Origin of the sequence: Conexibacter sp. W3-3-2 (genome assembly GCF_009707605.1) — a bacterium.
In the GTDB taxonomy this organism is placed as follows: domain Bacteria; phylum Actinomycetota; class Thermoleophilia; order Solirubrobacterales; family Solirubrobacteraceae; genus Paraconexibacter; species Paraconexibacter algicola.
The window spans coordinates 2,379,639-2,403,168 of record NZ_WLYW01000001.1 but is presented as its reverse complement, the minus strand read 5'-3'; the positions used below and the strand labels follow the sequence as shown (position 1 = coordinate 2,403,168).

The following is a 23,530-nucleotide window of genomic DNA, read 5'->3' as shown; positions in this document are numbered from 1 at the left end:
TGAGTCCTAGCCCTGAAGCTCGCGCAGCTCGTCGACGTCGATCGGGAGCTGGCGGCGGTACATGGCGACGATGACGCCCAGACCGATGCAGACCTCGCACGCGGCGACGACCATGACGACGATCGCGAAGATCTGCCCGTCGCCGTCGCCGTGCATGCGGCTGAAGGCGATGAGCGCGAGGTTCGCGGCGTTGAGCATCAGCTCCAGGCAGAGCAGGATGACGAGGGGGTTGCGACGCGTGAGCACGCCACCCGCGCCGATCGCGAAGATCAGCGCGCTGACGGCGAGGTACCAGCCGATCGCCATGTCAGGCGTCCTCTCCGGAGTCGTCGGCGGGCCGCGGGGTGCTGCCGGCGCCGCTCATGACGCGCGCGACACCGCCCGCGTCCTCGGTGTGCTTGCCGACGCCCTCGGCCATCGTGCCGGTCTCGCGCGGCTTGAGCCGGACGAGGTCCAGCGGGGTGATGACCCCGGGGTCCTCGCCGAGGCCGCCGCGGCGGCGGGCCAGCGTGACCGCGCCGACGGCGGCGATCAGCAGCAGGAAGGAGGCGAGCTCGAACGCGATGAGGAAGCGGGTCAGCAGCAGCTCGCCGATGGCGGCGGGGCTGCCGAAGCCGGGCTCGAACGAGGCGCCGTCCCCGTCGATGGCCTTCAGGCCGGAGCCGAGCACCGCGATCGTGATCTCGATGAAGAGGATCAGCGCGACCCCGAGGCTGAACGCCCGGGTGCCGGGGCCCGTCGCGGGCCCGACCTGCTCCTGCGTGCCGCCGACGTAGGCGACGACGAAGACGTAGAGCACCATGACGGCGCCCGCGTACACGACGACCTGGGCGGCCGCCACGAACTCCGCGCGCAGCAGCAGGAACAGCGCCGCGAGCGAGAGAAGGTGGAAGACCAGCGCGAGGACGCTGTAGAACGGGTTGCGCAGACTGACCGTCCCGATCGCACCCGCGATGGCGCCGATTGCGGCGATGAAGAAGAGAACCTCGGCCATCCGCTGCGGGAATCTATCGGTCCGCGCACCTCGGCGTGGGCTTCGTCGCGCACGGTTGCACGCGGGCTGTGGCGCCTGTCACGAAGTCGGCACAATCCCCAGACCCGTGTCCCACCTCCACGTCACCGATCTCGCCTACGCCCACCCGGGGGGAGACCTCCTGTTCTCGGGCGCCTCGTTCCGCCTGAAGCCCGGTCAGCACGCCGCGCTGGTGGGCGCGAACGGGGTCGGCAAGACGACGCTCCTGAAGGTCGTCGCGGGCGTGCTGGCGGCCGACGCCGGGGAGGTCGCGGCCGGTGGGCGGATCGCGATGATGCCCCAGGACGTCGGGGTGGGGGACGAGGACCGGACCGTCCGCGAGCTGCTGCTGTCGGTCGCGGACGCGCCGCTGCGCGACGCGGGCACGCGGATGGCGCAGCACGAGCTCGAGACCACCGACCCGGACCCGGAGGCGGCCGCCCGGGCGGGCATGGCGTTCGCCGAGGCGATCGACGACTGGGGCCGGGGCGGCGGCTACGAGCTCGAGGCGCAGTGGGACGCCGCCTGCCGGCGCGTCGTCGGCGCGGGCCTGTCGGAGGTGGGGGACCGCCCGGCGGTGACGCTGAGCGGCGGCGAGCGCAAGCGGCTCGTGCTCGACCTGCTGCTCGCCTCCGACGCGGCGATCGTGCTGCTCGACGAGCCCGACAACTTCCTCGACATCCCGGGCAAGCGCGCGCTGGAGGCCGCGGTGCGCGGCTCCCGCAAGACGATCCTCATGATCAGCCACGACCGCGAGGTCCTCTCCGCGGCGGTCGACTCGATCGTGACGCTGGAGGCCGGTGGCGCCTGGGTGCACGGGGACGCCTACGGCACCTACCCGGAGGCCCGCGAGGCGCGCCGCCGGCGCATGGGCGACCGGCTGAAGCAGTGGAAGGAGGAGGAGCGGCGCCTGCGCGACTACGTGCGGATCCTCAAGGAGCGCGCCCGCTACTCCCCCGACTTCGCGAAGAAGGCGGACGCCGCCGAGACCCGCTGGAAGCGGTTCGTCGACGCGGGGCCGCCGCCCGCGCCCGCGGTCGACCACGCGATCACCGTGCGGCTGCGCGGCGGCGACAGCGCGCGGCGCGTGCTCGACCTCCGGGCGCTGGGGATCGACGACCTGATGCGGCCGCTGACCGACGAGGTCCACTTCGGCGAGCGGGTCGGGCTGATCGGGCCCAACGGGTCGGGCAAGACGCATCTCGTGCGGCTGATCGCGGGCGAGGACGTGCCGCACTCCGGTGCGCTGGTGCAGGGCCCGCGCGTGTCCGTCGGGGTGTTCTCGCAGCTGAACGCGCGGACCGACTTCGCAGGACGGACGTGCCTGGAGATCGTGCACGAGCGGACCGCCGACCACCAGCGGGCGATGGGCGCGCTGGCCCGCTACGGGCTCGTCGACGCGCACGACCGGGCCTACGACGTCCTCAGCGGCGGCCAGAAGGCGCGCCTGGAGATCCTCTGCCTGGAGCTCGAGGGGCACAACCTGCTGCTCCTGGACGAGCCGACCGACAACCTCGACATCGACTCGTGCGCGGCGCTGGAGCAGGCGCTGGAGGGCTTCGAGGGCACGGTCGTGGCCGTCTCCCACGACCGCGCGTTCCTGCGCGGCCTCGACCGCTTCTGGCTGCTCGGCCACGACGGCCGGGTCCGCGCGCTCGGCTCGCCCGACGAGGCGATCGCGGCGCTCGAGCAGGGCGTCGGCGCGCGCTGACGCGCTCCGACCACGGTGCGCGGCGCACCACCGGCCCACGGGACGCACCGGATGTGAGAACGTCGCGATGTGAAAGCGATGTTCACGTCCTGTGTCGTGGCGGTGGCGCTGCTGCTCGCCCCCGCGACCGCGCCGGCGCAGGCACCCGCGCCGACCGGCTGCGCGGCGCTCAGCCCGATCGCGCTGCCGTGCGTCGCGCTGCAGAAGGTCGCCGAGGCGGCCTCCGCCTTCGCGCCCGACCTCGCCGCCTACCGGGCGAGCTGGGAGCACCGCGCGGCCGTGTTCCAGTCGCGCCTGGGCGATCGGCTGCCGCTGCGCGAGGCCACGTTCGTCGGCACGCACAACTCGTTCAACGCGGTCGCGGCGGGCCTCACGCTCAGCCACGCCGACAGCAACCAGCGCATGACGCTCGTGCAGCAGCTCGACGCCGACGTCCGCTCGCTCGAGCTCGACCTGCATCTCGTCGGTGGCCGCGTGCGGGTCTGCCACGGTCGCGGCCGCGACGAGCTGCACCTCGGCTGCACGAGCGAGTCGGGGCTCGCCGAGGTGCTCGCGCCCGTGGCGGCGTGGCTGCGCGCCAACCCCGACGAGGTCCTGCTCCTCTACCTGGAGGACCACGTCGAGGACGCGCAAGCCTACGCCGGGGTGGTGCGGACCCTCACCGAGCAGTTGCGGATCCACCGGCCCGACCCGGCCCGCATCTCCGCCGAGAAGGGCTGCGCCACGCTGCCGCTGGACCTGACCCGCCGCGCGATCCGCGCGGGCGGCGCCCAGGTCGTCGTCGTGGGTGACTGCGCCGCCGGCTGGGGCTCGGTGGTCCACGAGTGGCGCAGCGTCCACGTCGAGAGCGGCAGCACCGCCCGCTACCGGCCGTTCCCGGCCTGCGACGCGACCTACCCGCGCGCCGTCTACGGGCAGAAGATCGTCCGCTACTTCGAGGACTCGACGCTCGTGGCGACCGTCGTGGACCCGACCACCCCGAGCGTGGACCCCGACGCCCTGACCCCCGAGAAGGTCCGGGCGATGACCGCGTGCGGCGTGACGCTCCTGGGTCTCGACCAGCTGACGCCGACCGACGGGCGTCTCGCCGCGACGCTCTGGAGCTGGGCGCCCGGCGAGCCCGGTCGCCGCGACGGCTGCGCCCGCACCGACGCCGACGGCCGCTGGGTCGCCGCCCCGTGCGCGGAGCGTCGCCGCGCCGCGTGCGCGCGCGACGGACGCTGGACGCTCACGCGCCGCGCGGTCCCCTACGCGCAGGCGGCGGGCGCCTGCCGCGCCTCGGCGCGCCGCGGGACCGCCCGGTTCGCGCTGCCGCTCAGCGCCAACGCGAACGCCGAGCTGCACCGCCGCACCGGCGGGACCCCGGTGTGGATCCGCTACCGCGTCGGACGCTCGGCGCCCGCGGCGCCCTAGGCGGCGCGGCGGCGCTGCGTCACCACGATCAGCACCGTGCCCGCGACGACCCCGACGATCACGAGCAGGATCGCCCCGACGATGATCCGCACGATCCGGTTGCCCAGGCCCTTGCCGATCGCGAGCTCGGCGTCGGTCACCGCCGGATCGGTCGCCCGCGCGGTCAGCGCGTAGCGCCCGTCGCGCGGGATCCGAACGCTCGCCACCGACTGGCCGGTGTGCCCGCTGAGCGCGTAGCTCACCGAGCCCGAGTGGTCCTCGATCTTCAGCGGCCGGCCGCCGACCGGGCGGATCGCGATCCGCAGCGCGGGCACGCGGTCCTGCGCGTCGAACCGCTCGTAGTAGATCGCCTTGCGGCCCGCCGAAAGCTCGACGACGCCGCCGTCACCGACCGGCACGCGCGCGAGGTCGTCGATCGCGTCGCCGAACCGCGCGAACCCCCAGATCGCCCACAGGACGGCGGCGAGGACGCCGAGGCCGATGAGCAGCCCGCCGACCCAGTAGCCGGCCCGGGAGGCGGGACGGGCCGGCGGCGGGGCGCCGAAGGCCCGGGCCGCCTCGTCACTCACCCTGCGCGCGGAGCGGCGTGCGCTCCATCGGCTCCTGGAGGAGCATCTCCTTCGTGAAGATGAGATCGGAGCGGTTGTAGTCGCTCATCTCGTAGTCGTGGCCCATCGTGATCGCGTCGAACGGGCACGCGACCTCGCAGTAGCCGCAGAAGATGCAGCGCGACAGGTTGATCTCGTAGACGGCGGCGTAGCGCTCGCCGGCGGACACGCGGTGCTCCGGCGTGTTCTCCGCCGCGACGACGCGGATGCAGTCCGAGGGGCAGGCCGCCGCGCAGAGCGAGCAGCCGACGCACTTCTCCAGGCCGGTGTCCTCGAAGCGGTGGAGGCGGTGCCGGCCGCGGAAGCGCGGGTAGACCGGGACCTTCTCCTCCGGGTAGGAGATCGTGTTGACGCCCTCGACGACGCGCGAGAACGTCGTCTTCAGGCCGCGCAGCGTCTCACCGAAGACGCGGTAGGCGCCGCCGGCACCGCCGGGCTGCGGCCCGCGCTGGACGGCGACGGCGTCGTCGCCCGGGTTCCATTCGATCGGCATGTCAGACCAGCTCCGACTAGTTCGTGGCCACGACGAGGATCGCCGTGACGAGCGTGTTGAGGGTGGCCAGCGGCAGCAGGACCTTCCAGCCGAAGCTCATCAGCTGGTCGTAGCGCAGACGCGGGAGCGTGGCGCGGATCCAGACGAAGAGGAAGACGAAGATCGACATCTTCGCGAGGACCACGAACGGGTCGACCCAGGTGGGCGGGTCGATGCCGAACGGCAGCATCCAGCCGCCGAGGAAGCAGGTCACGGTGATGCCGGAGACCACGAGGATGTTCAGGTACTCGGCGAAGAAGTACGAGGCGAACCCGCCGCCGCCGTACTCCGTGTTGTAGCCGCCGACGAGCTCGGCGTCCGCCTCGACGAGGTCGAACGGCGCGCGGTTCGTCTCCGCGAACGACGCGGTGAGGAAGATCAGGAAGCCCGCGAACTGCGGGATGAAGTACCACATGCCCGCCTGCGCGTTGACGATCTCCGTCAGCGACAGCGTGCCGGCGGTGATGACGACGCCGACGAGCGCGAGGCCCTGCGCCACCTCGTAGGAGATGAGCTGCGCGGCGGCGCGCATCGAGCCGAGGAACGAGTACTTCGAGCCGGACGCCCAGCCGCCGAGCATGATCCCGTAGAAGGCGACCGCGCCGAACGCGAAGAGGTAGAGCGGCCCGATCCCGACGTCGACGCCGTAGAGGCCGACCTGGGTGCCGAAGATGTCGACGGTGTCCCCGAACGGGATGACGCTGAACGCGGCGACCGCGGTCATGATCGAGATGATCGGCGCGATCCGGAACAGCCAGCCGATCGAGGTCTTCGGGCGGAAGGCCTCCTTCGTGGCGAGCTTGATGATGTCCGCCAGCGGCTGCAGCAGGCCGAACGGCCCGACGCGGTTGGGGCCGTAGCGGTGCTGGAAGCGGCCCAGGAGCTTGCGCTCGACCACGAGCACGATGGGGACGATCTGCAGGCCGACCGCGAAGATCACGATCGACTTCAGGATCTGGATCCACCACGGCTCGTAGTAGTCGACGACGGCGAGCATCAGGCCTGGTCCTCCGGGCCTGCGCCCTCGGTCGGGGAGGGCTCGGTGCCCTCCGGGGTCGCGTCCGTCTCGGACGTCTCGTGCGCGTCGGTGGCCTCGGGCGCCTGCTGCACCGGGGCGACCGGGTCGGGCTGGGCGTCCGCGGCGGCGACCGCCTCGTCGGCAGGGGCGCCGACGACGGCGAGCTCACGGGCCTCCACGGGGACCAGCGGTCCCTCGAGCAGGTTCGCGGAGCCGTCGGCGATGCCGGTCTGCAGGAAGATGCTGCCCTGCGGCGCGGTCCCGCGCAGGTGCACGGTGGCGGCGACCTGGGCGCGGCCCTCGCCGACGGTGACGCGCTGCCCGTGGCGCAGGCCGAGGTGCTCGGCGTCCGCCGGGGAGATCTCGACCTGCTGCTTGGGCGTCAGGAACTTCAGCGCGGGGCTGACCTCGACCTCGGGGGACGCCCAGATCGAGCGGTACGTGCCGAGGCGCAGGCGCCCGTTGGGGGACGCGAGCGTCGGCAGGTCGCCCGTGGGCGCCGCGAGCTCGGGCGGCTCGGGGAACGCCTGCACGCCCGGGTCGGTCGCGGGCCAGCGCAGGCCGGTGCCGCCGAGGGCGTCGAGGGTGACGCCCGCGTAGAACGGGACCGCCTCGACGAGCTGCGTGGTCGCCATCGCGCCGGTGAGGACGCCGAGGTCGAGCCCGACGCGCCCGGCGAGGTCGTCCAGCACCTGCCAGCCCGGCCGGATCTGGCCCTGGCGGCCGATCGCGGGGCGCAGCCGCTGGATGCGACCGTCCGGGTGGGTGACGGTGCCCTCCTTCTCCGCGTAGCTCTCGGCGGGGAAGACGACGTTGGCGTGCTCGGCGATGCCGGCGGTGAGGTACTTGGCGTGCGCGACCACCATCGAGGCCTTCTCGAGCGCCTGGTCCCAGCCGGCGGCGTCGTCGGCGTCGCGCAGCGGGTCGGTGCCGACGAGCAGCACGGCGGTCAGGTCGCCGTCGCGCAGCGCCTGCGCGATGCCGGCCGCGTCGAGCGCGCCGTCGCCCGCGGGCGTGTAGCCCGGGCCACGGCCCGCCAGCGCACCGGCCTCGGCGATGCCGCGGCCGTTGGCGTCCTGCGGCACGGCCAGCAGGCCGGCGCCGTCGCGACCGACGACGTTCAGGCCGCCCGCGATCTTCAGCAGCGCGGGGGCGACCCCGGGACCGGCGGCGAGCAGCCGCTGCCCGTACAGGACCACGACGTCCCCGGCGCTGTTCTCCGCGCCACCGGTGCGCAGCAGCTCGGCGAGGGAGCGGACGGCGTCGGCGTCGGCGCCCGCCGCGCGGGCGGGACCGTCGACCTCGCCGCCGAAGAGCGCGGCCGAGAGGGCGGTGACGAACGCGGCCTCGCCGCCGGGCGCGTAGCGCACGGACAGCGCGGCGTTGGGGTCCAGGGACGACGGGCGCGGGGTCGCGACCGCGAGCGTGACGCGGTTGCGGCGCACGCCCTTGCGGATGCGCAGGTCCAGCGCGGCCATGTCGTCGACGGGCTCGGTGCCGAGCACGAGGACGGTGTGCGCGAACTCGAGGTCCGGCACGGTGGCCTGCAGGTCGGGGCGAGCGAGCGCGTGCAGCGCGTCGGCGGGCAGGCCCGCGGCGCCGTCGACGGCCTGCGAGCGCAGGCCCTCGCGGACGAGGCGCTGCACGAGGAACGCCTCCTCGTTGGAGCTGTCGCCGCCGACGAGCGCGCCGACCTTGCCGCCCATGCGGCCGAGGGCCTTGGCGGCCTCCTCCAGCGCGCGCTCCCACGGGACCTCGCGCAGGACGCCGCCGTCGCGGACCATCGGCGCGGTGACGCGCTCGTCCGCGTGGATCGCCTGATAGGCGAAGCGGCCCTTGTCGCAGAGCCAGCCGTCGTCGACGCCGTCGTTCTCGCGGCTCAGGGCGCGCAGCACGCGCTCGTCGCGGACGGTGAGGTGGACGTTGCACTGCCCGGGGCAGAGGGTGCAGACGGTGCCGCCGCCCTCGATGTCCCACGGGCGGGCACGGAAGCGGTACGGGCGCGACGTGAGCGCGCCGACGGGGCACAGCTCGATGATGTTGCCGCTGAACGGCGCGACGTACGGGTGCGCGTCGAACGTGCCGACGTAGGTCGCGGCGCCGCGCTCGTGGAGGACCAGCTGGTAGTCCTCGGAGATCTCCTGGGAGAACCGCACGCAGCGGTAGCAGAGGATGCAGCGCTCGCGGTCGATCGCGATCAGCGGGGAGAGCGCCAGCGGCTTCTCGAAGTGCCGCTTGGGCTCGACGAAGCGGCTCTTGCCGCCGCCCCAGCCGAAGGAGATGTCCTGCAGCGGGCACTCGCCGCCCTTGTCGCAGACCGGGCAGTCGAGCGGGTGGTTGACGAGCAGGAACTCGACGACCGCCTCCTGGGCGGTCTTCACGCGCTGGGTCTGCGTCTGGACGACCATGCCGTCCTTGACCGGCGTGGAGCACGCGGTCTGGAGCTTCGGGATGCCCTCGATCTCCACGAGGCACATGCGGCAGGCGCCGACGGGCGCGCCGAGCTTCGGCTCGTAGCAGAACACCGGGATCTCGACGTCGCCGAGCTTGGCGGCGTCGACGAGCATCATGTTCTCGTCGGCCTGGACCTCCCGGCCGTCGATCGAGAACGTGATCGTCTTCGGTTCGGGGCGCGGCATCAGGCGGCGGCCGGCTGGGCGGGAGCGGGGAGGCTCGCGAGCAGCGCCCGCTCGGCCTCGTCGCGCTTCATCTCGATGTACTCCTCGAACTCGCCGCGGAACTTCGCGACCATCGAGCCGACCGGCATCGCCATGGCGTCGCCGAGCACGCAGAGGCAGTTGCCCTGGATGCGCTCGCAGACCGACGCGATGATGTCGAGGTCCATCGGGGTGGCCTCACCCGTCTTGACGCGCTGGAGCATCTTCACGGTCCAGTTGGTGCCCTCGCGGCACGGCGTGCACTTGCCGCACGACTCGTGCTTGTAGAAGGACGCGGTCTTCAGCGCGACGTCGACCACCGAGGTCGTGTCGTCGACGACGATGATCGCGCCGGAGCCGAGCATGGTGCCGGCCTTCGCGAGCGTGTCGAAGTCGTAGGAGAGGTCGAGGTCGTCGCCCGTCAGCACCGGGGAGGACGAGCCGCCCGGGAACCACAGCTTCACGCTGCGGCCCTCGCCGGGGCCGCCGGCCAGGCCGTAGATGATGTCCCGCGAGGACATGCCGAGCTCGATCTCGTAGTTGCCGGGCCGCTGCACGTGGCCGGAGACGGAGATGAGCTTCGTGCCGGTGGAGTTGTCCACGCCGATCTTCGCGTACTCGGCGCCGCCCATCTCGACGATGAACGGGGTGGTCGCGAGCGTCTCGACGTTGTTGATCAGCGTCGGGCCCTGGTAGAGGCCCTGGTTCGCCGGGAACGGGGGCTTCAGGCGCGGGTTGCCGCGCTTGCCCTCGAGCGCGTCGAGCAGCGCGGTCTCCTCGCCGCAGATGTAGGCGCCCGCACCGCGGTGCACCCACATGTCGAGGTCGAAGCCGGTGCCGAGGATGTTCTCGCCGACGAGGCCGGCGGCCTTCGCCTCGGCGATCGCGGCCTCGAGGATGTCGGCCTGCTGGGCGTACTCGCCGCGGATGAACACGAACGAGCGGTTCGCGCCGGCGGCGTACGCGCCGATGATCATGCCCTCGATGAGGAGGTGCGGGATCTTCTGCATGAGCTCGCGGTCCTTGAAGGTCCCGGGCTCGGACTCGTCGGCGTTGCAGACGAGGTACTTGTCCATCGTGCCCTTCGGCATGAAGGACGCCTTCATGCCCATGGAGAAGCCGGCACCGCCGCGGCCGCGCAGGCCGGACGCCTTCAGCTCCTCGACGAGCGCCTCGCGCGGCATCTGCAGTGCGCGCTTGAGCCGGTCGCCGTAGCCGCCACGCTGCTTGTACACCTCGAGGGTGTGCAGCCCGGGCTGGTCGATGTCCTTGAAGATCAGGTGCTTGCTCACGAGTTCGCTCCCGGGTCCACCGAGCGGCGCTTGACCAGCTGCTTCTCGGGCAGCGGGTCGGCACCGTCACGGATGTGCTGGGCGAGGGTCGGGATCTCGTCGTCGTCGACGGGTCCCACGTAGACGCCGTTGACCGAGGCCATCGGCGCGATGTCACAGGCTCCGAGGCACTCGAAGCCGCGGAGGTTCACGTCCGGGTCGTCACCGAGCTCGCCGCGGAGCGCGTCGAGCAGCTCGTCGCCGCCGCGCAGCGAGCACGAGATGTTCGTGCAGACGTAGACGGTCTTGCGACCGACCGGCTTCGTCTCGAGCATGTCGTAGAAGCCGGCGACCGCGATGAGGTAGCCGGGCGTGAGCTGCATGACGCACGCGACCTGCTCCACCGCGGTGGGGGAGCACCAGCCGTGCAGCCGCTGCGCGGCCGCCAGGGCGGGGATCGACGCGCTGCGCCGGTCCGGGTAGCGGGTCATGTAGTCCTCGATCTCCGCACGGAGATCGGCGGGCACCTCGGTCGTCGCCGGGTCCGGGACGACCGACGGGTCCTTCGTCAGGTCGGCGGCGTCGTCCCACCCGGGGACGCGCGAGCCCGTCTGCGGGTCGCGGACGGGGGCGGGCTCGAAGGCGGCGACCTTCTGTCCGAGGTCGTTGGGCGCGCTGACGCCGCGCAGCTTCGGGGTCACCGGTCGATGCCTCCCAGGACGGGATCGAGCATGGCGAGCGTCGCGATCAGGTCCGCGATGTACGCGTCCTTGCACATCGGCGCGGTCGCCTGGAGGTTCACGAACGAGGGGTCGCGCATGTGGACGCGCGCGGGCTTGGACGACCCGTCCGAGCGGACGAAGCAGGCGAGCTCGCCGCGGGGCGCCTCGCACGGGTGGTAGACCTCGCCCGGCGGGACGCGGAAGCCCTCGGTCACGAGCTTGAAGTGGTGGATCAGCGCCTCCATCGAGGTCGCCAGCTCGTGCCGCGGCGGCAGCGCCACCTTGCGGTTGTCGGTGATGACCGGCCCGTCGGGGAGCTTGTCCAGCGCCTGGTCGATGATCTTCACCGACTCGAGCATCTCCTGGACGCGGACCATGTAGCGGTCGTAGTTGTCGCCCTCGGTCCCGACGGGGATCTGGAAGTCGAAGTCCTCGTAGGACGAGTACGGCATCGCCTTGCGCAGGTCCCACGGGTTGCCGGCGGCGCGCAGCAGCGGGCCGGTGACGCCGAGGCCGAACAGCGTCTCCTCGTCGAGCGGGCAGACGCCCTTGAGGCGCTGCAGGAGGATCTCGTTCTTGTTCAGCAGCGCGCGGTACTGGCGGACGCGCTCGGGCATGTCGGCCGTGAACTTCCGGACGTTCTCGATCCAGCCGTCCGGCACGTCCTCCATGACGCCGCCGACCTGGAAGTAGCGCGTGTGCATGCGCTGCCCGGTCGACTGCTCGAAGAGGTCGAGGATCTTCTCGCGCTCGCGGAAGCAGTACCAGAACATCGACATCGCGCCGAGGTCCAGCGCGGACGTCCCGAGCCACACGAGGTGGCTCATGATCCGGTTCAGCTCCATGTGGACGACCCGGAGGTACTGCGCGCGCTTGGGGACCTCGAGGTCCAGCAGCGTCTCGACCGCGCCGCAGTACGCGTACGCGTTGAAGAAGTAGGAGAGGTAGTCCATCCGCTCGACGACGGGGATGGCCTTCCAGTAGCTCTTGTCCTCGGCGGTCTTCTCGATGCCGGTGTGGACGTAGCCGATGATCGGCTTGATGTCGCGGACGATCTCGCCGTCGAGCTGCACCAGCAGCCGCAGCACGCCGTGCGTGGCGGGGTGGTGCGGCCCCATGTTCAGCGTGAGCAGCTCGCTGTCGAGCTCCCCGACGGGCTGCTTGAGCTCGGCCAGGTCGACCGAGTCCTCCATCTGGCGGTACGCGGACTTGCGCGGCGCCTCGGTGGTCGTCGTGACGTCGGTCATCGCGTCCACCCCGGGTTCGAGGACTCGTTGTGCGTGAAGAGGATCGGCTCGCCGCCGATCGGGAAGTCGCGGCGCTGCGGGTGCCCCTGGTAGTCCTCGGGCATGAGGATGCGGCGCAGGTCCGGGTGGCCGTCGAAGACGACGCCGAACATGTCGTAGACCTCGCGCTCCTGGTGGTCCGCGGTCGGCCAGTCGGGCGTGACGGACTCGACGTGCGGGTGCTCGGTGTGCACGCGGACCTTCAGCGACAGGCGGTCGCGGCGGCGCATGCTCAGCAGCTCGTAGTGGACCCCGAGGCGGGGCTCCTCGGGGTAGTAGTCGACCCCGTGGACGCTCGCGAGGAACGTCCAGCCGTCGTGCTCGCGCAGGTGCGCGAGCGTGGCGCGGACGTGCTTGGGGTCGATCAGCAGCGTGCCCTTGCCGCGGAAGTGCAGCGTGCCGAGGACGGCGTCGGGCAGCGCGTCGCGCAGGCCGCCGGCGACGAGCTCGAGGCCGGTGGCGTCAGGCACGGTCGGCCTCCCCGGGCTCCATGACGGTCAGCTCGTCGGCGCGCTTGAGGAGCTCGTCGCCCTCGTCGGGCAGGACCTCGATCGTGTCGGTGGCGCCGTAGCGGGTGCGCCAGCCCTGCGCGGGGTCGAGCTGGATCTGCTGGCGGAGCTTGAGGATGCCGTGCATCAGCGCCTCGGGGCGGGGCGGGCAGCCGGGGACGTGGACGTCGACCGGCATGAACTTGTCGGCCGGCACGACGGCGTAGTTGTTGAACACGCCCATCGAGCTGGAGCACGCACCCATCGCGATGGCCCACTTCGGCTCGAGCATCTGGTCGTAGATACGGCGCACGACCGGCGCCATCTTGATGCTGACGCGCCCGGAGAGGATGAGCAGGTCGGCCTGGCGCGGCGACGCGCGGAACGCCTCGAAGCCGAAGCGGGCGACGTCGACGCGGGCGGCGACGATGCTCATCATCTCGATGGCGCAGCAGGCGAGGCCGAAGGTGGCGGGGAACATCGCGTTCCCGCGCGCCCAGGCGACGGCCTTGTCGAGCGTCGTCGTGATGATGCGCGACTGGACGTACTCCTCGAGCTCCTTGCCCTCGAGGTCGCCGCGGAGCATGTCGCGGGCCTTCAGCTGCTGGGAGCGGAAGTCCGACGGGCTCTGCCCGGGGCCGGTGAGCGGCTGGCGGATGATCTCCATGGTGCGCGTTCCCTCCTTGCCTGCGTCCTCAGCGCCACTCGAGTGCGCCGCGCCGCCACACGTAGATGAAGGCGACGAAGAGCAGGGTGATGAAGACGATGGTCTCGATCAGGGCGAACGTTCCGAACGCCTTCAGCTGTACGGCCACCGGGTACAGGAAGAGCACCTCGATGTCGAACAGGATGAACAGCATGGCGATCAGGTAGAAGCTGATCCCGAACCGGAAGTTCTGCTGCACCTCGGACGGCAGACCGCACTCGTACGGGTCGGTCTTGTTGTTGACCTGCATCTTCCGCTTCGGCCCGAACAGCGTGTTCAGGAAGGCGAAGGCGACGCCCACGATCGTGCCGAGACCGAGGAAGACGAGGGCTGGGGCGTAGGAGCGCAGCACGGACCCGGTTTCTATCACCTTCGCGGGCTCGGCTGTGCTCGCTTGTGCGCCCGTGTCACAAAGTGGCAGAACGCACGTGTCCATGCGGGAAATCCGACCTGCGCGGTGGGTCAAGGGACCGGGGCACGACGACGGCGGACCGCGACGCCGGAGCGTCGCGGTCCGCCGCGCACGCGGGTCGTCGGGGCTACGGGGCGTCGGTGAGGCTGCCGACGCGCGTCAGCACCAGCGCGGCGTCGGTGGCGGTCTGCGAGAGACCGGCGGTCGTCTCGGCACAGCGGACCGCGACCTCCTGGCCCTGCGCGAGCGTCACGGCGCCGACGAACTGCTGGCGCGTCCGCTCGTTCTGGTCGACGCCGGTCTCCGCGAAGCCCGGATCGACGGGGATCTCGAGGAGGTTCTCCGGGTTCTCCGCGACCAGGGAGCACGAGTGGGTGAGGTTGTCGAACGCGACGGTGTTGCGCAGCCCGACCCGCGCCTGGAGGAGGTAGGCGCCGGCGGCCGGCGCGGTCGTCTCCACGACGCGCGCGCCGCCGGCCCCGTCGAACGCCACGTTCGCGGCCGTCGTCTGGAAGCTCGCACTGGGGCCCGGCGCGCCGGTGTCCCCCTTCGCGCCGGGGTCGCCCTTGGCGCCAGGCTCGCCCTTGGCGCCGACGTCGCCCTTGGGCCCGGGGGCCCCCTGGTCGCCCTTGGCCCCGGGCTCGCCCTTGGCCCCCTTGAGCGTGTTCCGTGCAGCCGTGCTCAGGTCGGCGGCGCTGATCGTCCGGTTGCGGATGTCGGCGCCGGTCAGGCTGCTGTTGCGGATGTCCGCGCCCGTCACCGAGCTGTTCTTGATCGACGCGCCGGAGATCAGCCCGGCCGCCGTGGCGCTGCCGGTGCCTGCGAGCACGATCGCCCCGGTGGCGAGCAGGGTGGCGGGGGACGGGCGCTTGAACGTGATGTGCATGGTGGTGCTCCTGAGGTGGTCGTCCTGCGGGTGGTCGTCCGCGCCGGCGGCGCTCGACGGTCGAACGCGATCGCTTCCCGACTCGTCCGGGGGGCGGTGCTCGTGTTCGACGTGACCCAGCTTCGGGCCCGACGCCCCCCTTCGCATGGGGGGACCCCCTCAACCTGGTTCCGGCCCGGAAGCGGGGTACGCTCCCGCCCCATGGGGAGGCCGTCGGCGGCGATCGTCGAGCGTGGTCGGGAGCTCGCCGCGATCGACGTGGCGTTGGCCGACGTCGCCGCGGGCACCGGCGCGCTGGTCGTCCTCGAAGGCCCCGGCGGGATCGGGAAGACGCTGCTCGCCGAGGAGTGCGCGCAGCGGGCGCGCCGCCTCGAGCTCCCGACCCTGATGGCCCGATCCGTCGAGGGTGAGCGTGAGATCCCCCACGGGCTCGTCGCGCGGCTGCTCGGGCCGCGCCTGGCCGGCGCCGACGACGACGAGCGCGCGATGCTGCTCGCAGGACCGGCCGCCCGCGCGGCTCCGATCTTCGACCCGGGCGCCGCGGCCCGGACCGACGCCCCCGCAGATCCGGAGTTCGCGATCCAGCACGGGCTTGCCTGGCTCGTCGCCAACCTGGCCGAGGACACCGGGCTCGTCCTCGTGTGCGACGACGCGCACCGGGCGGATGCCCCTTCGCTGCGCGCGCTGCGGTATCTCGCCCGCCGGATCGAGGACCTGGGCGTGCTGCTCCTCGTGGCGACCCGGCGCAACGAGCCGGGAAGCGAGCACGCCCTGCTCGACGACCTGTCCCGCGTGCCCCGCGCGGTCGTGCTGCGGCCGCGCGAGCTGACCGCCGACGCGGTCGGCGCGCTCGTCGCCCGCGCCGGCGTGGCAGCGGACGCGGCCGTGGTCGACGCGATCCACGTCTCCTCCGGGGGCGTGCCCTTCTACGTGAACGAGCTCCTGCGCGCGGTGGCGGCGGCCCCGGACGAGGCGACCGCGGACGCGCTCCGTGCGCACGGAGACGTCCGCCGCACGGTCGTGGCCCGGCGCTTCACCGACCTCGCCCCCGCGGCGGCGCTTCTGGCCCGCATCGTGGTCGTGGCCGGTGCGCACGCCGTGCCGTCGCGGGTCGCGGAGGTCGCGGGCCTTCCCCTCGAACAGGTCCTCACGGCGCTCGACGCTCTCGTGGCCACCGAGTTCCTCACCGTCGCCGACGACGGCACGATCGGCTTCGTCCACCCGCTCGTCGAGGCGGCGGTCGATGCCGAGATCGGCCCGGACGAGCGACGCGACCGGCACGCGCAGCTGGCCGCGCTCCTCCACGCGGAGCAGGCCCATCCCGAGCATGTCGCCGCGCATCTCCTCGAGTCGCTGCCCGACGACCGGCCCTGGGCGATCGACACGCTCCGGGAGGCCGCCCGTGCGGCGAGCGCACGCGGTGCCCCGGAGATCGCGGCCCGCCTGCTGGAGCGCGCACTGCGCGAGCCGCCGTCCGCCGAGGCGCGCGGAGCCGTCCTGGAGGAGCTCGGGGTCGCCCAGCTGCGGGCAGGCGACGCCCGGGCGGCCGCGACGCTCGCGCTGGCGCTCGCGGAGCGCCGGACGATCGGTGCCGCGCGGGCGCTCGTTCGCGCGCTGGCGGCGGGCGGCGGAAGCCGCGAGGTGTTCGACATGCTCGCCCCGGTGGCCGACGCCCACCGGGACGACGACCCCGAGGGCGCGATGCTGCTCGACGCGGACATCGCCGCCCTCGGCCTGCTCGAGCCGGCCAGCGCCGATGCGATCTCGCAGCGCCTGGACCGCTACCGCGACGTGCGCGGCGCGACGGCCGCAGAGCGGCTGGTGCTGGTGGCGCTCGCGCAGCAGAGCTGGGTGTCCGGGAACGACGTGGCACGCACTGCGGAACTCGCGCGTTCCGCGCTCGGGGACGGCCTGCTTCTGGCGCGCGAGACGAGCGACTCGGTCGCCGTCGGCCAGGCGATCTTCGCGTTGGTCGTCGCCGACGGGTTGGTCGAGGCCGAGCAGCACCTCGACGCGGTCGTGGCGGACGCCGAGGGCCGCGGATCGATCTACGGCTACACGTCGGCGGCGACGATCCGGGCGCTCGCCCGGCTGCGCGCGGGCGACGTCGCCGGAGCGGAGGTCGCGGCGCGCGCCTCCCTCGACGCCGCCGACCACGCAGTGCTGACCCCGTCGGCCCGCGCGTTCCTCGCGATCGCTCTCGCGGAGCGCGACGACCTGGTGGCGGCCGCGGCCGTCGTCGCGCCCCGGCCCGGCCTGCCGGCCGTGCTGCCGCCGACGATGCCGTCGATCCACGTCGCGTACGCCCGCGGCCTGGTCGCGCTGCTCACCGATCGGATCGACGAGGCGCGGGCGGCCCTGCTCGACGCCGGCGCGCGCGAGACGTCGTTCGCGATCCGCGCGCCGGTGCTGGCGTGGCGGCTGCTCCTTGCCGGCGTCATGGCCCGTTCGGGCGACGTCACCCGTGCCCGATCGCTGGTCGACGAGCACGCGGCGCTCGCGCGGCGATGGGGATCCACGACCGTCCTCGCGGGGGTCGAGCGCATCCAGGCGATGTTCGTCGCCGAGCCGGAACGCCAGCGGGAGCTCGACGCGGTCGTCCAGCGGGCGCGTCGCGGCGTCGATCGACTGGAGCTCGCACGAGCGCTGGTCGACGGGGGGATCGAGCGGCGCCGCGCCGGCGACGCCGCCGCGGCGCGGGAGCGACTCGGCGAAGCGCTCGGCATCGCGGACGCGATGGGGGCGCGAGCGCTCGGCGGGCGGGCACGTCGCGAGCTGGAGAAGGCCGGCGGACGCCCAGCACGGACACGCTCCTCCGGCGTCGAGGCGCTGACGGACGCCGAGCAGCGGATCGTGCCGCTCGTGGCCCTCGGGCGCACCAACCGCGAGATCGCGCAGGCGCTGTTCCTCACCCCGAAGACCGTCGAGAACCACCTCGGACGCATGTACCGCAAGCTCGGCATCGGCTCGCGCGCGGAGCTCGCGGCCCTCGTCGGCACCACGCCGGACTGACCCGGCAGTGCCGACGCGCCAGGGTCTGGCACCCTGTGCCGCGATGGCGACGTTCGAGCGCGAGGAGGCGATCGCCGCCGGCGCCCACGCCCTCGATCGGGTGGCGGCCGGTGATGGCGAGCTGCTGGTCGTCGTCGCGCCGGCGGGGAACGGGAAGTCCCATCTGCTCGGCGAGTTCCGCGCCCTGGCGCGCAGACGCCGATTCGGGCGGCTGAACGCGCTCGCCGACGAGGCCGAGCAGCGGGTCCCCTGGGGGGTGGTGCGCCAGCTCATCGAGCGGCCGCTCCTCCGTCGCGGCATCGACCGCACCCCGGCGCTCGAGGGACCCGTGGGCCGCGCCCTGGCCGCACTCGACGACCTCGCGGCGACCGAGGAGGCCCTGCTCGAGCTCTGGTGGGCGCTGGCAGAGCTCTCGGCCGACCGGCCCATGCTCATCACGATCGACGATCTCCAGTGGGCCGACGCTCCGTCACTGGCGTTCCTGCGCTATCTCCTGCCGCGGCTCGCCGAGCTGCCGGTGCTGCTCGTCCTGGGAGCTCGCCCGCCGGCACCGGGGGCCGCGCACCGCACGCTCGTCACCACGCCCGTCGGTCGGGAGGTCCCGATCAGCCCGCTCTCGGCCGCGTCCGTCGGCGCGCTGATCGCCTCCGTGGTCGACCGACCCGTACACCCGGACAACGAGCACGCGATCCACGAGGCGACCGGAGGCGTGCCGCTCCTGGTCGTGCACGTCGCGGAGGAGCTGCGCAGCTCCGGACTCGACGTCGCGGACCCGACCGTCGCCGCCGCGTTCACGACGCTCGGCGCCGAGGGCGTCGCCCGGGCGGTCGTGTCGCGCCTCGTACCGGACGCCCGGCTCGTGGCGGCGGCCGCGGCGCTGCTCGGCAGCGACGCGACGCCTGCGCGGCTCTCCGCCGTCGCGGCGATCGGGGCCGAGGCGGTCACCGTCGCCGTCGGGTCGGCGGCCGCCGCGAACGTCCTGACCCAGGCCGACGGCGTCGTGCGCTTCGCGCACCCGGTGCTCCGCGAGGCCGTGCTCTCCGGGCTGCGGCCGGGAGAGCGGCAGGAGCTCCACGCCCGTGCCGCCCGGAGCCTGGCCGCGGCCGGTGCGCCGGCGGAGCGGCTCGTGCCGCACCTCCTCGCCACGCCGCCCGGGGTCCTGCCCGACGCGGCGCAGCGCCTGTACGCCGCCGGGACCAGGCTGCGTGCGGAGGGCGACCCGGGCGCGGCCGTCGAGGCGCTGAAGCGGTCGCTCGCCGAGGGCGCGGAGGACGACGGGGTCCGGCTGGCGCTCGCCCGCGCGCTCGTCGACGCGGGGCGCCCGGATGAGGGCAGGGCGCAGCTGCGCCGGTTGGCCGACGTCCCGGACCAGCGGGTCCGCGCCGAGCGGCTCGCCGAGGCGGCGTCGGCGACGTTCGCGGCGAGCGGCGCCCTGCCGGCCATCGCCGAGCTGCGCGCCCTGCTCGACGGCGAGGTCGTCCGCGACGCACGCGCCCGCCTGGTGCTCGAGGCGCGTCTCGCAGCCTTCTGCGCGCTGCATCCGCCGGAGGCGGTCCGTGCGGATCCCCACGTCGCCGCGCTGGCCGACCGACTGGAGGGCCGTGACCGGGACGAGCGAACGATCCTCGGCATCGCCGCCCAGCGCGCGTTCGCCACGGCGCGCAGCGCCCCGGCGACCGCCGCGCTGGCCCGCCGCGCGCTCGCCCATGGCCAGTGGTGGCCGCGGGATCACGACGAGGCGGTCGCCTACGGCGGGGCGTTCCACGCGCTGGCCAACAGCGAGGAGGCCACGGCCGCGCGCCGGATCGGGGAGCGGGCCGGACCGCCCGAGGGGGCGCGGAGGTCGCTGCTCACGGAGCTCGTGCGGGCCGCGATCGGATCGGTCGTCGCCTGGCGCCAGGGGGACCTGCGCGAGGCGGAGGCGACCGCCCGCGCGCTGCTCGACACGTGCGTCCTGGCGCCCGACACGCCGTTCGTCCAGGGCGTCCGCTCCGCCGGCACGCGGTACCTCGCGCTCGCGCTGATCGCCGCCGGACGGCCGGACGCGGCGCAGGAGGCGCTCGAGGACCACGACCGGGCGTCGCGCGACTGGCCCGCCGGGGTGCCGCACCACCGCGTCGGCCATGCGCGGGTGGCCGTCGCACTCGCGTGCGGTGATCCGGCGCGCGCGCAGCGGGCGGCCGTGGCGCTCGGGGAGGCGGAACGTGCCGCGGGCAGCGACAGCCCCGTCATCCCGTGGCGCGCGTATCTCGCGCTGGCGCACGTCGCGGCGGGACGTGCGGACGAGGCGCTCGCCGTCTCCGGCACGCACCTGGCGCGGGCGCAGCGGTGGGGTGCGGTCTCGGACGTGGGCGCCGCGCTTCGGGTGCACGCGCGGGTCGACCTCGATCGCCGCGTGGCGCACCTCGAGGAGGCCGTCAGGGTCCTGGAGGGCGCCGACGCCCGCCTGGAGCTGGCGGGGGCCCTCGTCGACCTCGGGGAGGCCCTGCGGGTGGAGCGGCGACGCCGGGACGCCCGCGGTCCGCTCGTCCGCGGCGCCGAGCTCGCCGGCACGCTCGGGGCGGTACCGCTGGTGGAACGTGCCCGCGCCGCGCTCGGAGCCATCGGGGACCGCCCGCCCGCGGACCGCGCGACCGCCTACGACGAGCTGACGACGAGCGAGCTCCGCGTCGCTCGGATGGCGGTCCTGGGGCGCACCAACCGCGAGATCGCGCACGAGCTGTTCGTCACGCCGAAGACCGTGGAGAACCATCTCGGGCGGGTCTACGCGAAGCTCGGGGTCGGCGGACGCAGCGAGCTCGTGGGTGCGATCACGCGGGCGTGAGCGGCGCCGGGAGGTGCGGTCGGCGCCGCGTGGATCGACCGGGCGCGCGGCCCCCGGCGCGCCCGTGCCACCATCCTGCGCGTGGAGACCGTCGTCCAGGCCGCCGCGATCACCGTCGCCGCGATGAACCTCGCGCCGGGCGCGCTCGGCGCCTTGCGCTGGTGGCAGGTCGAGCAGAGCGCGGTGTTCTGGCGGCTCGTGCGCATCGCCCAGGTCGGCTGTGGCGTGCTCGCGCTCGTCGCGGGGGTCGCCGCGGCTTCGGGTGCGCGGCCCGACGACGGGCTGCTGTGGCTCTACCTGCTGCTGCCGGTCGCGGTCAACGTCGTCGCCGAGCAGCTGCGCGCGGTGTCCGCCCAGACCGTCCTGGACGACCGCGAGCTCGAGAGCGCCGACGCCATGCGCGAGCTCGACGAGGCGACCCAGCGGTCGATCGTCGTGCAGATCCTGCGCAAGGAGATGGGCGTGATGACGCTGGCCGCGTTCGTCGTCGCCTTCCTCTGCGTGCGCGCGCTCGGCGTCACCGCCGGGCTCTGACCGGGCGCGGCGCCGCGCCGCGCGCCTAGCCGATCGCGCGGTAGCCGCCGCCGAACCACAGCAGCGGCGCCGCCTGCGGCTCGTGGTGCACCGCGGTGACGCGGCCCAGCCCGATCGTGTGGTCGCCGCCGGGCAGCAGGTCGTGCAGCTCGCACGCGAACCAGGCGATCGCGTCGTCGAGCACCGGCAGCCCGTGCTCGACCCGGTGCGTGACCTCGGCGAACTTCTCGTGCTGCTCGCGCTTGGACGCGAACACGGACGCGAGGTCCGCCTGGTGGGCGGCGAGCACGTTCACCGCGAAGCGCCCAGCGCCGCGGACCGCCTCGAGCGTGCGCGAGGTGTTGTCGAAGCAGACGAGCAGCAGCAGCGGGTCGAGCGACAGCGACGACACCGCGTTCGTGGTCAGGCCGCTCGGGCCCTGCGGCCCGTCGCAGGTGACCACGGCGACCCCGGTCGCGAAGCGGCCGATGGCCTCGCGGTAGCTCGTGGGGTCCGGGGTCACGGCCATGAACGGTAGCCGCCGCGCCGCCCGGGCCGCGCATCGCCCGGCCGTCCCGGCCCGCTGCCCGTTCGGCCGTCCCGGCCCGCTGCCCGTTCGGCCATTGCCGAAGCTGGCGCACCGGACTACGGTGCCGCCGCATGGGGACCTCTCTACTCGCGCGCAGCGCACCGGCCGTCGTCACGCTCGGCCTCAGCCTCGCCCTCGCCTCGCCGGCGTCGGCGATCGTCGGCGGCCGCCAGGCCACGCCGACCGACAACCCGGCCCAGGTGGGCCTCGTCATCCGCGGCCAGTCCGCCCAGGAGGCGCTGTTCTGCGGCGGCACGCTGATCGCCCCGCAGGTCGTCGTGTCGGCGATGCACTGCCTCGGCACCTTCCAGGGGGAGGGCGGTGACCTCGCCCGGCGCATCGACGTCATCGGCGGGGCGATCTCCCGCGTCGATCCCGGCATGCAGCGCGTGCAGGTCGCGTCGATCGTCAAGCACCCGCAGTACGACGACCAGCGCACGCTGCACGACGTCCTCGTGCTGAAGCTCGCGGCGCCGATCAACGCGCCGACCGCCGAGCTCGCCGGCCCCGGGGACGAGGCGCTCGAGGCGCCCGGCACGGTCCTGTCGGCCACCGGCTGGGGCCTCACGGACTACCGCGACGACGACAGCCAGCCCACGGTGCTCAAGCAGGCGGACATCCCGCTGGTGGCCGGCTCGGTCTGCGAGAGCCAGTTCGGCAGCTCGATCTACTTCTCCGAGGTGGAGCTGTGCGGCAGCTCCCCCAACGGCCGGCCGGACACCTGCCAGGGCGACAGCGGCGGCCCGCTCGTCGGGCGCGTCGGCGAGGCGATCCGGCTCGTCGGCATCGTCTCCTACGGTCCCGCGAGCTGTGGCGTGAAGGGCAACGCGGCCGTGTACGCCCGCGTGACCGCGGAGCGCTCGTGGATCCTCGGTGCCGCCGGCATCGCCGACACCGCGCCCGCACCGACGACCCCGGCCGCGCCGGTCGTCGCCCCGGCGACGGTGCGCAAGACCGTGCGCCTGCGGATCGGCTCGATCAGCTGCGGCGCCACGACGTGCCGCACGACGCTGCGCGCCTCGGGCAGCGGCCGCTCCCAGGTCCGCGAGGTCATCCTGCGCGCGTCGCGTCCGGCCCAGGAGGGCCTGGCGCCCGCGAAGCGCTTCGTCCGCGCCAAGCGCGTCGCGACCGGCGTGTACCGCGCCTCGACGCTGCTGCCGCTCGGCCGCGTGACGCTCAGCGCCGCCGCCTACGACCGCGACGGTGCGCAGATCAGCCCGACCGTGCGGGAGACCGTCGTCGTCGAGTAGCCGACGGTCGCGAGGTCGTCGCCGGGGAGAAGCTGGTGACCCGGCGACGACCAGTGGTTGCCGCCGTACGTGAGCGATCGCGAAGAAGTCTTGGAGCGACCGGTCGCGGGTCGAACGCCGGGTCGCTCCCGGGGTTCGCCGCGGCGGCGCGGACTCCTTCCCGCGCGCGTCAGGAGCCGTCGCCGACGATCAGCGTGCCGGTCTGGCCGAGGTCGTCGTGGTTGCCCAGCGTGCAGACCAGCTCGTACTTGCCGGACTGCAGCACGACGTCGCCGGTCACCAGCCCGCCCGGGAAGGCGGTCGGGGAGAACTGGCCGAACTCCTCGACCTCCTCACCCCGCTCGCGGTCCAGCGACCGCACCCGCAGGTTGTGCGGCAGCCGGCCCTCGTTGCGGGCGACGATGTGGATGCGGCCCGGCCGCACGCGGATCACCTGCGGGTCGATCCGGTACTCGGACAGGGTCAGCCGCAGCGTGCCGTCGCGGTCGACGACGGCCGCGGGCTCGCCGCCGCACGCGCCCAGGGCGAGCGCGGCCGTGACGGCGAGTGCGGGCAGCAGGCGCCGCAGCGGTATGGACGTGGCGCCTCGGTCGGCCATTCCTTTCGTATGATGCCGCGGC

General features: G+C 73.7%; 21 protein-coding genes. 6 read left to right on the top strand and 15 right to left on the bottom strand.

Annotated elements, in window-relative coordinates; all coding sequences use genetic code 11:
* Positions 1-6 precede the first annotated feature (6 nt).
* Positions 7-306 (bottom strand): NADH-quinone oxidoreductase subunit NuoK, encoded by a 300-nt coding sequence (gene nuoK, locus GKE82_RS11680; RefSeq protein ID WP_107567068.1) that lies wholly within the window; start codon positions 304-306, stop codon positions 7-9.
* A 1-nt stretch (position 307) separates the two neighbouring features.
* A complete protein-coding gene (locus tag GKE82_RS11675; RefSeq protein WP_107567067.1) occupies positions 308-994 on the bottom strand; it encodes an NADH-quinone oxidoreductase subunit J in 687 nt (228 codons plus the stop codon).
* 106 nt (positions 995-1,100) lie between these two features.
* Here GKE82_RS11675 and GKE82_RS11670 point away from each other — a divergent pair, with 106 nt between their 5' ends.
* On the top strand, positions 1,101-2,723 hold the full coding sequence (locus tag GKE82_RS11670) for an ATP-binding cassette domain-containing protein (protein WP_309233552.1): 1,623 nt from the start codon (positions 1,101-1,103) through the stop codon (positions 2,721-2,723).
* 78 nt (positions 2,724-2,801) lie between these two features.
* Entirely contained in the window at positions 2,802-4,136 is a 1,335-nt protein-coding gene (locus GKE82_RS11665) for a hypothetical protein (RefSeq protein ID WP_154733400.1), read from the top strand.
* Here GKE82_RS11665 and GKE82_RS11660 read toward each other — a convergent pair.
* From GKE82_RS11660 to GKE82_RS27060, 11 genes are all read right to left on the bottom strand, one after another.
* Positions 4,133-4,705, bottom strand: coding sequence for a hypothetical protein (locus GKE82_RS11660; protein ID WP_154733399.1), 573 nt, complete (start codon positions 4,703-4,705; stop codon positions 4,133-4,135). The genes GKE82_RS11665 and GKE82_RS11660 overlap by 4 nt on opposite strands.
* The gene (gene nuoI, locus GKE82_RS11655; RefSeq protein ID WP_107567063.1) at positions 4,698-5,237 is read right to left on the bottom strand and encodes an NADH-quinone oxidoreductase subunit NuoI; all 540 of its coding nucleotides are present in this window, start codon (positions 5,235-5,237) and stop codon (positions 4,698-4,700) included. The genes GKE82_RS11660 and nuoI overlap by 8 nt, the downstream gene beginning before the upstream one ends.
* A gap of 16 nt (positions 5,238-5,253) precedes the next feature.
* Positions 5,254-6,273 (bottom strand): NADH-quinone oxidoreductase subunit NuoH, encoded by a 1,020-nt coding sequence (nuoH, locus tag GKE82_RS11650; protein WP_107567062.1) that lies wholly within the window; start codon positions 6,271-6,273, stop codon positions 5,254-5,256.
* On the bottom strand, positions 6,273-8,933 hold the full coding sequence (nuoG, locus tag GKE82_RS11645) for an NADH-quinone oxidoreductase subunit NuoG (protein ID WP_154733398.1): 2,661 nt from the start codon (positions 8,931-8,933) through the stop codon (positions 6,273-6,275). Before nuoG ends, nuoH begins: the two co-directional genes overlap by 1 nt.
* Positions 8,933-10,243, bottom strand: coding sequence for an NADH-quinone oxidoreductase subunit NuoF (nuoF, locus tag GKE82_RS11640; RefSeq protein ID WP_107567061.1), 1,311 nt, complete (start codon positions 10,241-10,243; stop codon positions 8,933-8,935). Before nuoF ends, nuoG begins: the two co-directional genes overlap by 1 nt.
* The gene (locus GKE82_RS11635) at positions 10,240-10,923 is read right to left on the bottom strand and encodes an NAD(P)H-dependent oxidoreductase subunit E (RefSeq protein WP_107567060.1); all 684 of its coding nucleotides are present in this window, start codon (positions 10,921-10,923) and stop codon (positions 10,240-10,242) included. The genes nuoF and GKE82_RS11635 overlap by 4 nt, the downstream gene beginning before the upstream one ends.
* Positions 10,920-12,137: an NADH dehydrogenase (quinone) subunit D gene (gene nuoD / locus GKE82_RS11630; protein ID WP_154735125.1), complete on the bottom strand. Its 1,218-nt coding sequence runs from the start codon at positions 12,135-12,137 to the stop codon at positions 10,920-10,922. The genes GKE82_RS11635 and nuoD overlap by 4 nt, the downstream gene beginning before the upstream one ends.
* A gap of 50 nt (positions 12,138-12,187) precedes the next feature.
* On the bottom strand, positions 12,188-12,700 hold the full coding sequence (locus GKE82_RS11625; RefSeq protein WP_309233551.1) for an NADH-quinone oxidoreductase subunit C: 513 nt from the start codon (positions 12,698-12,700) through the stop codon (positions 12,188-12,190).
* The gene (locus GKE82_RS11620; protein ID WP_375336994.1) at positions 12,693-13,385 is read right to left on the bottom strand and encodes an NADH-quinone oxidoreductase subunit B; all 693 of its coding nucleotides are present in this window, start codon (positions 13,383-13,385) and stop codon (positions 12,693-12,695) included. The genes GKE82_RS11625 and GKE82_RS11620 overlap by 8 nt, the downstream gene beginning before the upstream one ends.
* Before the next feature lie 28 nt (positions 13,386-13,413).
* Complete coding sequence (locus GKE82_RS11615) at positions 13,414-13,776, bottom strand: NADH-quinone oxidoreductase subunit A (protein WP_107567058.1); 363 nt, start codon at positions 13,774-13,776, stop codon at positions 13,414-13,416.
* Between the two features lie 187 nt (positions 13,777-13,963).
* Complete coding sequence (locus tag GKE82_RS27060) at positions 13,964-14,722, bottom strand: collagen-like protein (RefSeq protein WP_230316150.1); 759 nt, start codon at positions 14,720-14,722, stop codon at positions 13,964-13,966.
* A gap of 201 nt (positions 14,723-14,923) precedes the next feature.
* On the opposite strand from GKE82_RS27060, the gene GKE82_RS11605 reads away from it, so the two are divergent.
* The 3 genes from GKE82_RS11605 (at position 14,924) to GKE82_RS11595 (ending at position 21,092) form a co-directional block, all read left to right on the top strand.
* On the top strand, positions 14,924-17,734 hold the full coding sequence (locus GKE82_RS11605) for an AAA family ATPase (protein WP_154733396.1): 2,811 nt from the start codon (positions 14,924-14,926) through the stop codon (positions 17,732-17,734).
* 43 nt (positions 17,735-17,777) lie between these two features.
* Positions 17,778-20,558 (top strand): helix-turn-helix transcriptional regulator, encoded by a 2,781-nt coding sequence (locus GKE82_RS11600; RefSeq protein ID WP_154733395.1) that lies wholly within the window; start codon positions 17,778-17,780, stop codon positions 20,556-20,558.
* Positions 20,559-20,639: 81 nt separating this feature from the next.
* On the top strand, positions 20,640-21,092 hold the full coding sequence (locus tag GKE82_RS11595; protein ID WP_154733394.1) for a hypothetical protein: 453 nt from the start codon (positions 20,640-20,642) through the stop codon (positions 21,090-21,092).
* A 25-nt stretch (positions 21,093-21,117) separates the two neighbouring features.
* Here the strand turns inward: GKE82_RS11595 and GKE82_RS11590 are convergent, their stop codons facing one another.
* The gene (locus GKE82_RS11590) at positions 21,118-21,594 is read right to left on the bottom strand and encodes a flavin reductase family protein (RefSeq protein WP_158276591.1); all 477 of its coding nucleotides are present in this window, start codon (positions 21,592-21,594) and stop codon (positions 21,118-21,120) included.
* Positions 21,595-21,731: 137 nt separating this feature from the next.
* On the opposite strand from GKE82_RS11590, the gene GKE82_RS11585 reads away from it, so the two are divergent.
* Positions 21,732-22,910 carry a trypsin-like serine protease gene (locus GKE82_RS11585; RefSeq protein WP_154733392.1) on the top strand — a complete coding sequence of 393 codons (1,179 nt, stop codon included), beginning with the start codon at positions 21,732-21,734 and terminating at the stop codon, positions 22,908-22,910.
* A gap of 169 nt (positions 22,911-23,079) precedes the next feature.
* Here GKE82_RS11585 and GKE82_RS11580 read toward each other — a convergent pair whose 3' ends face one another.
* Positions 23,080-23,508: a hypothetical protein gene (locus GKE82_RS11580; RefSeq protein WP_154733391.1), complete on the bottom strand. Its 429-nt coding sequence runs from the start codon at positions 23,506-23,508 to the stop codon at positions 23,080-23,082.
* Positions 23,509-23,530 lie beyond the last annotated feature (22 nt).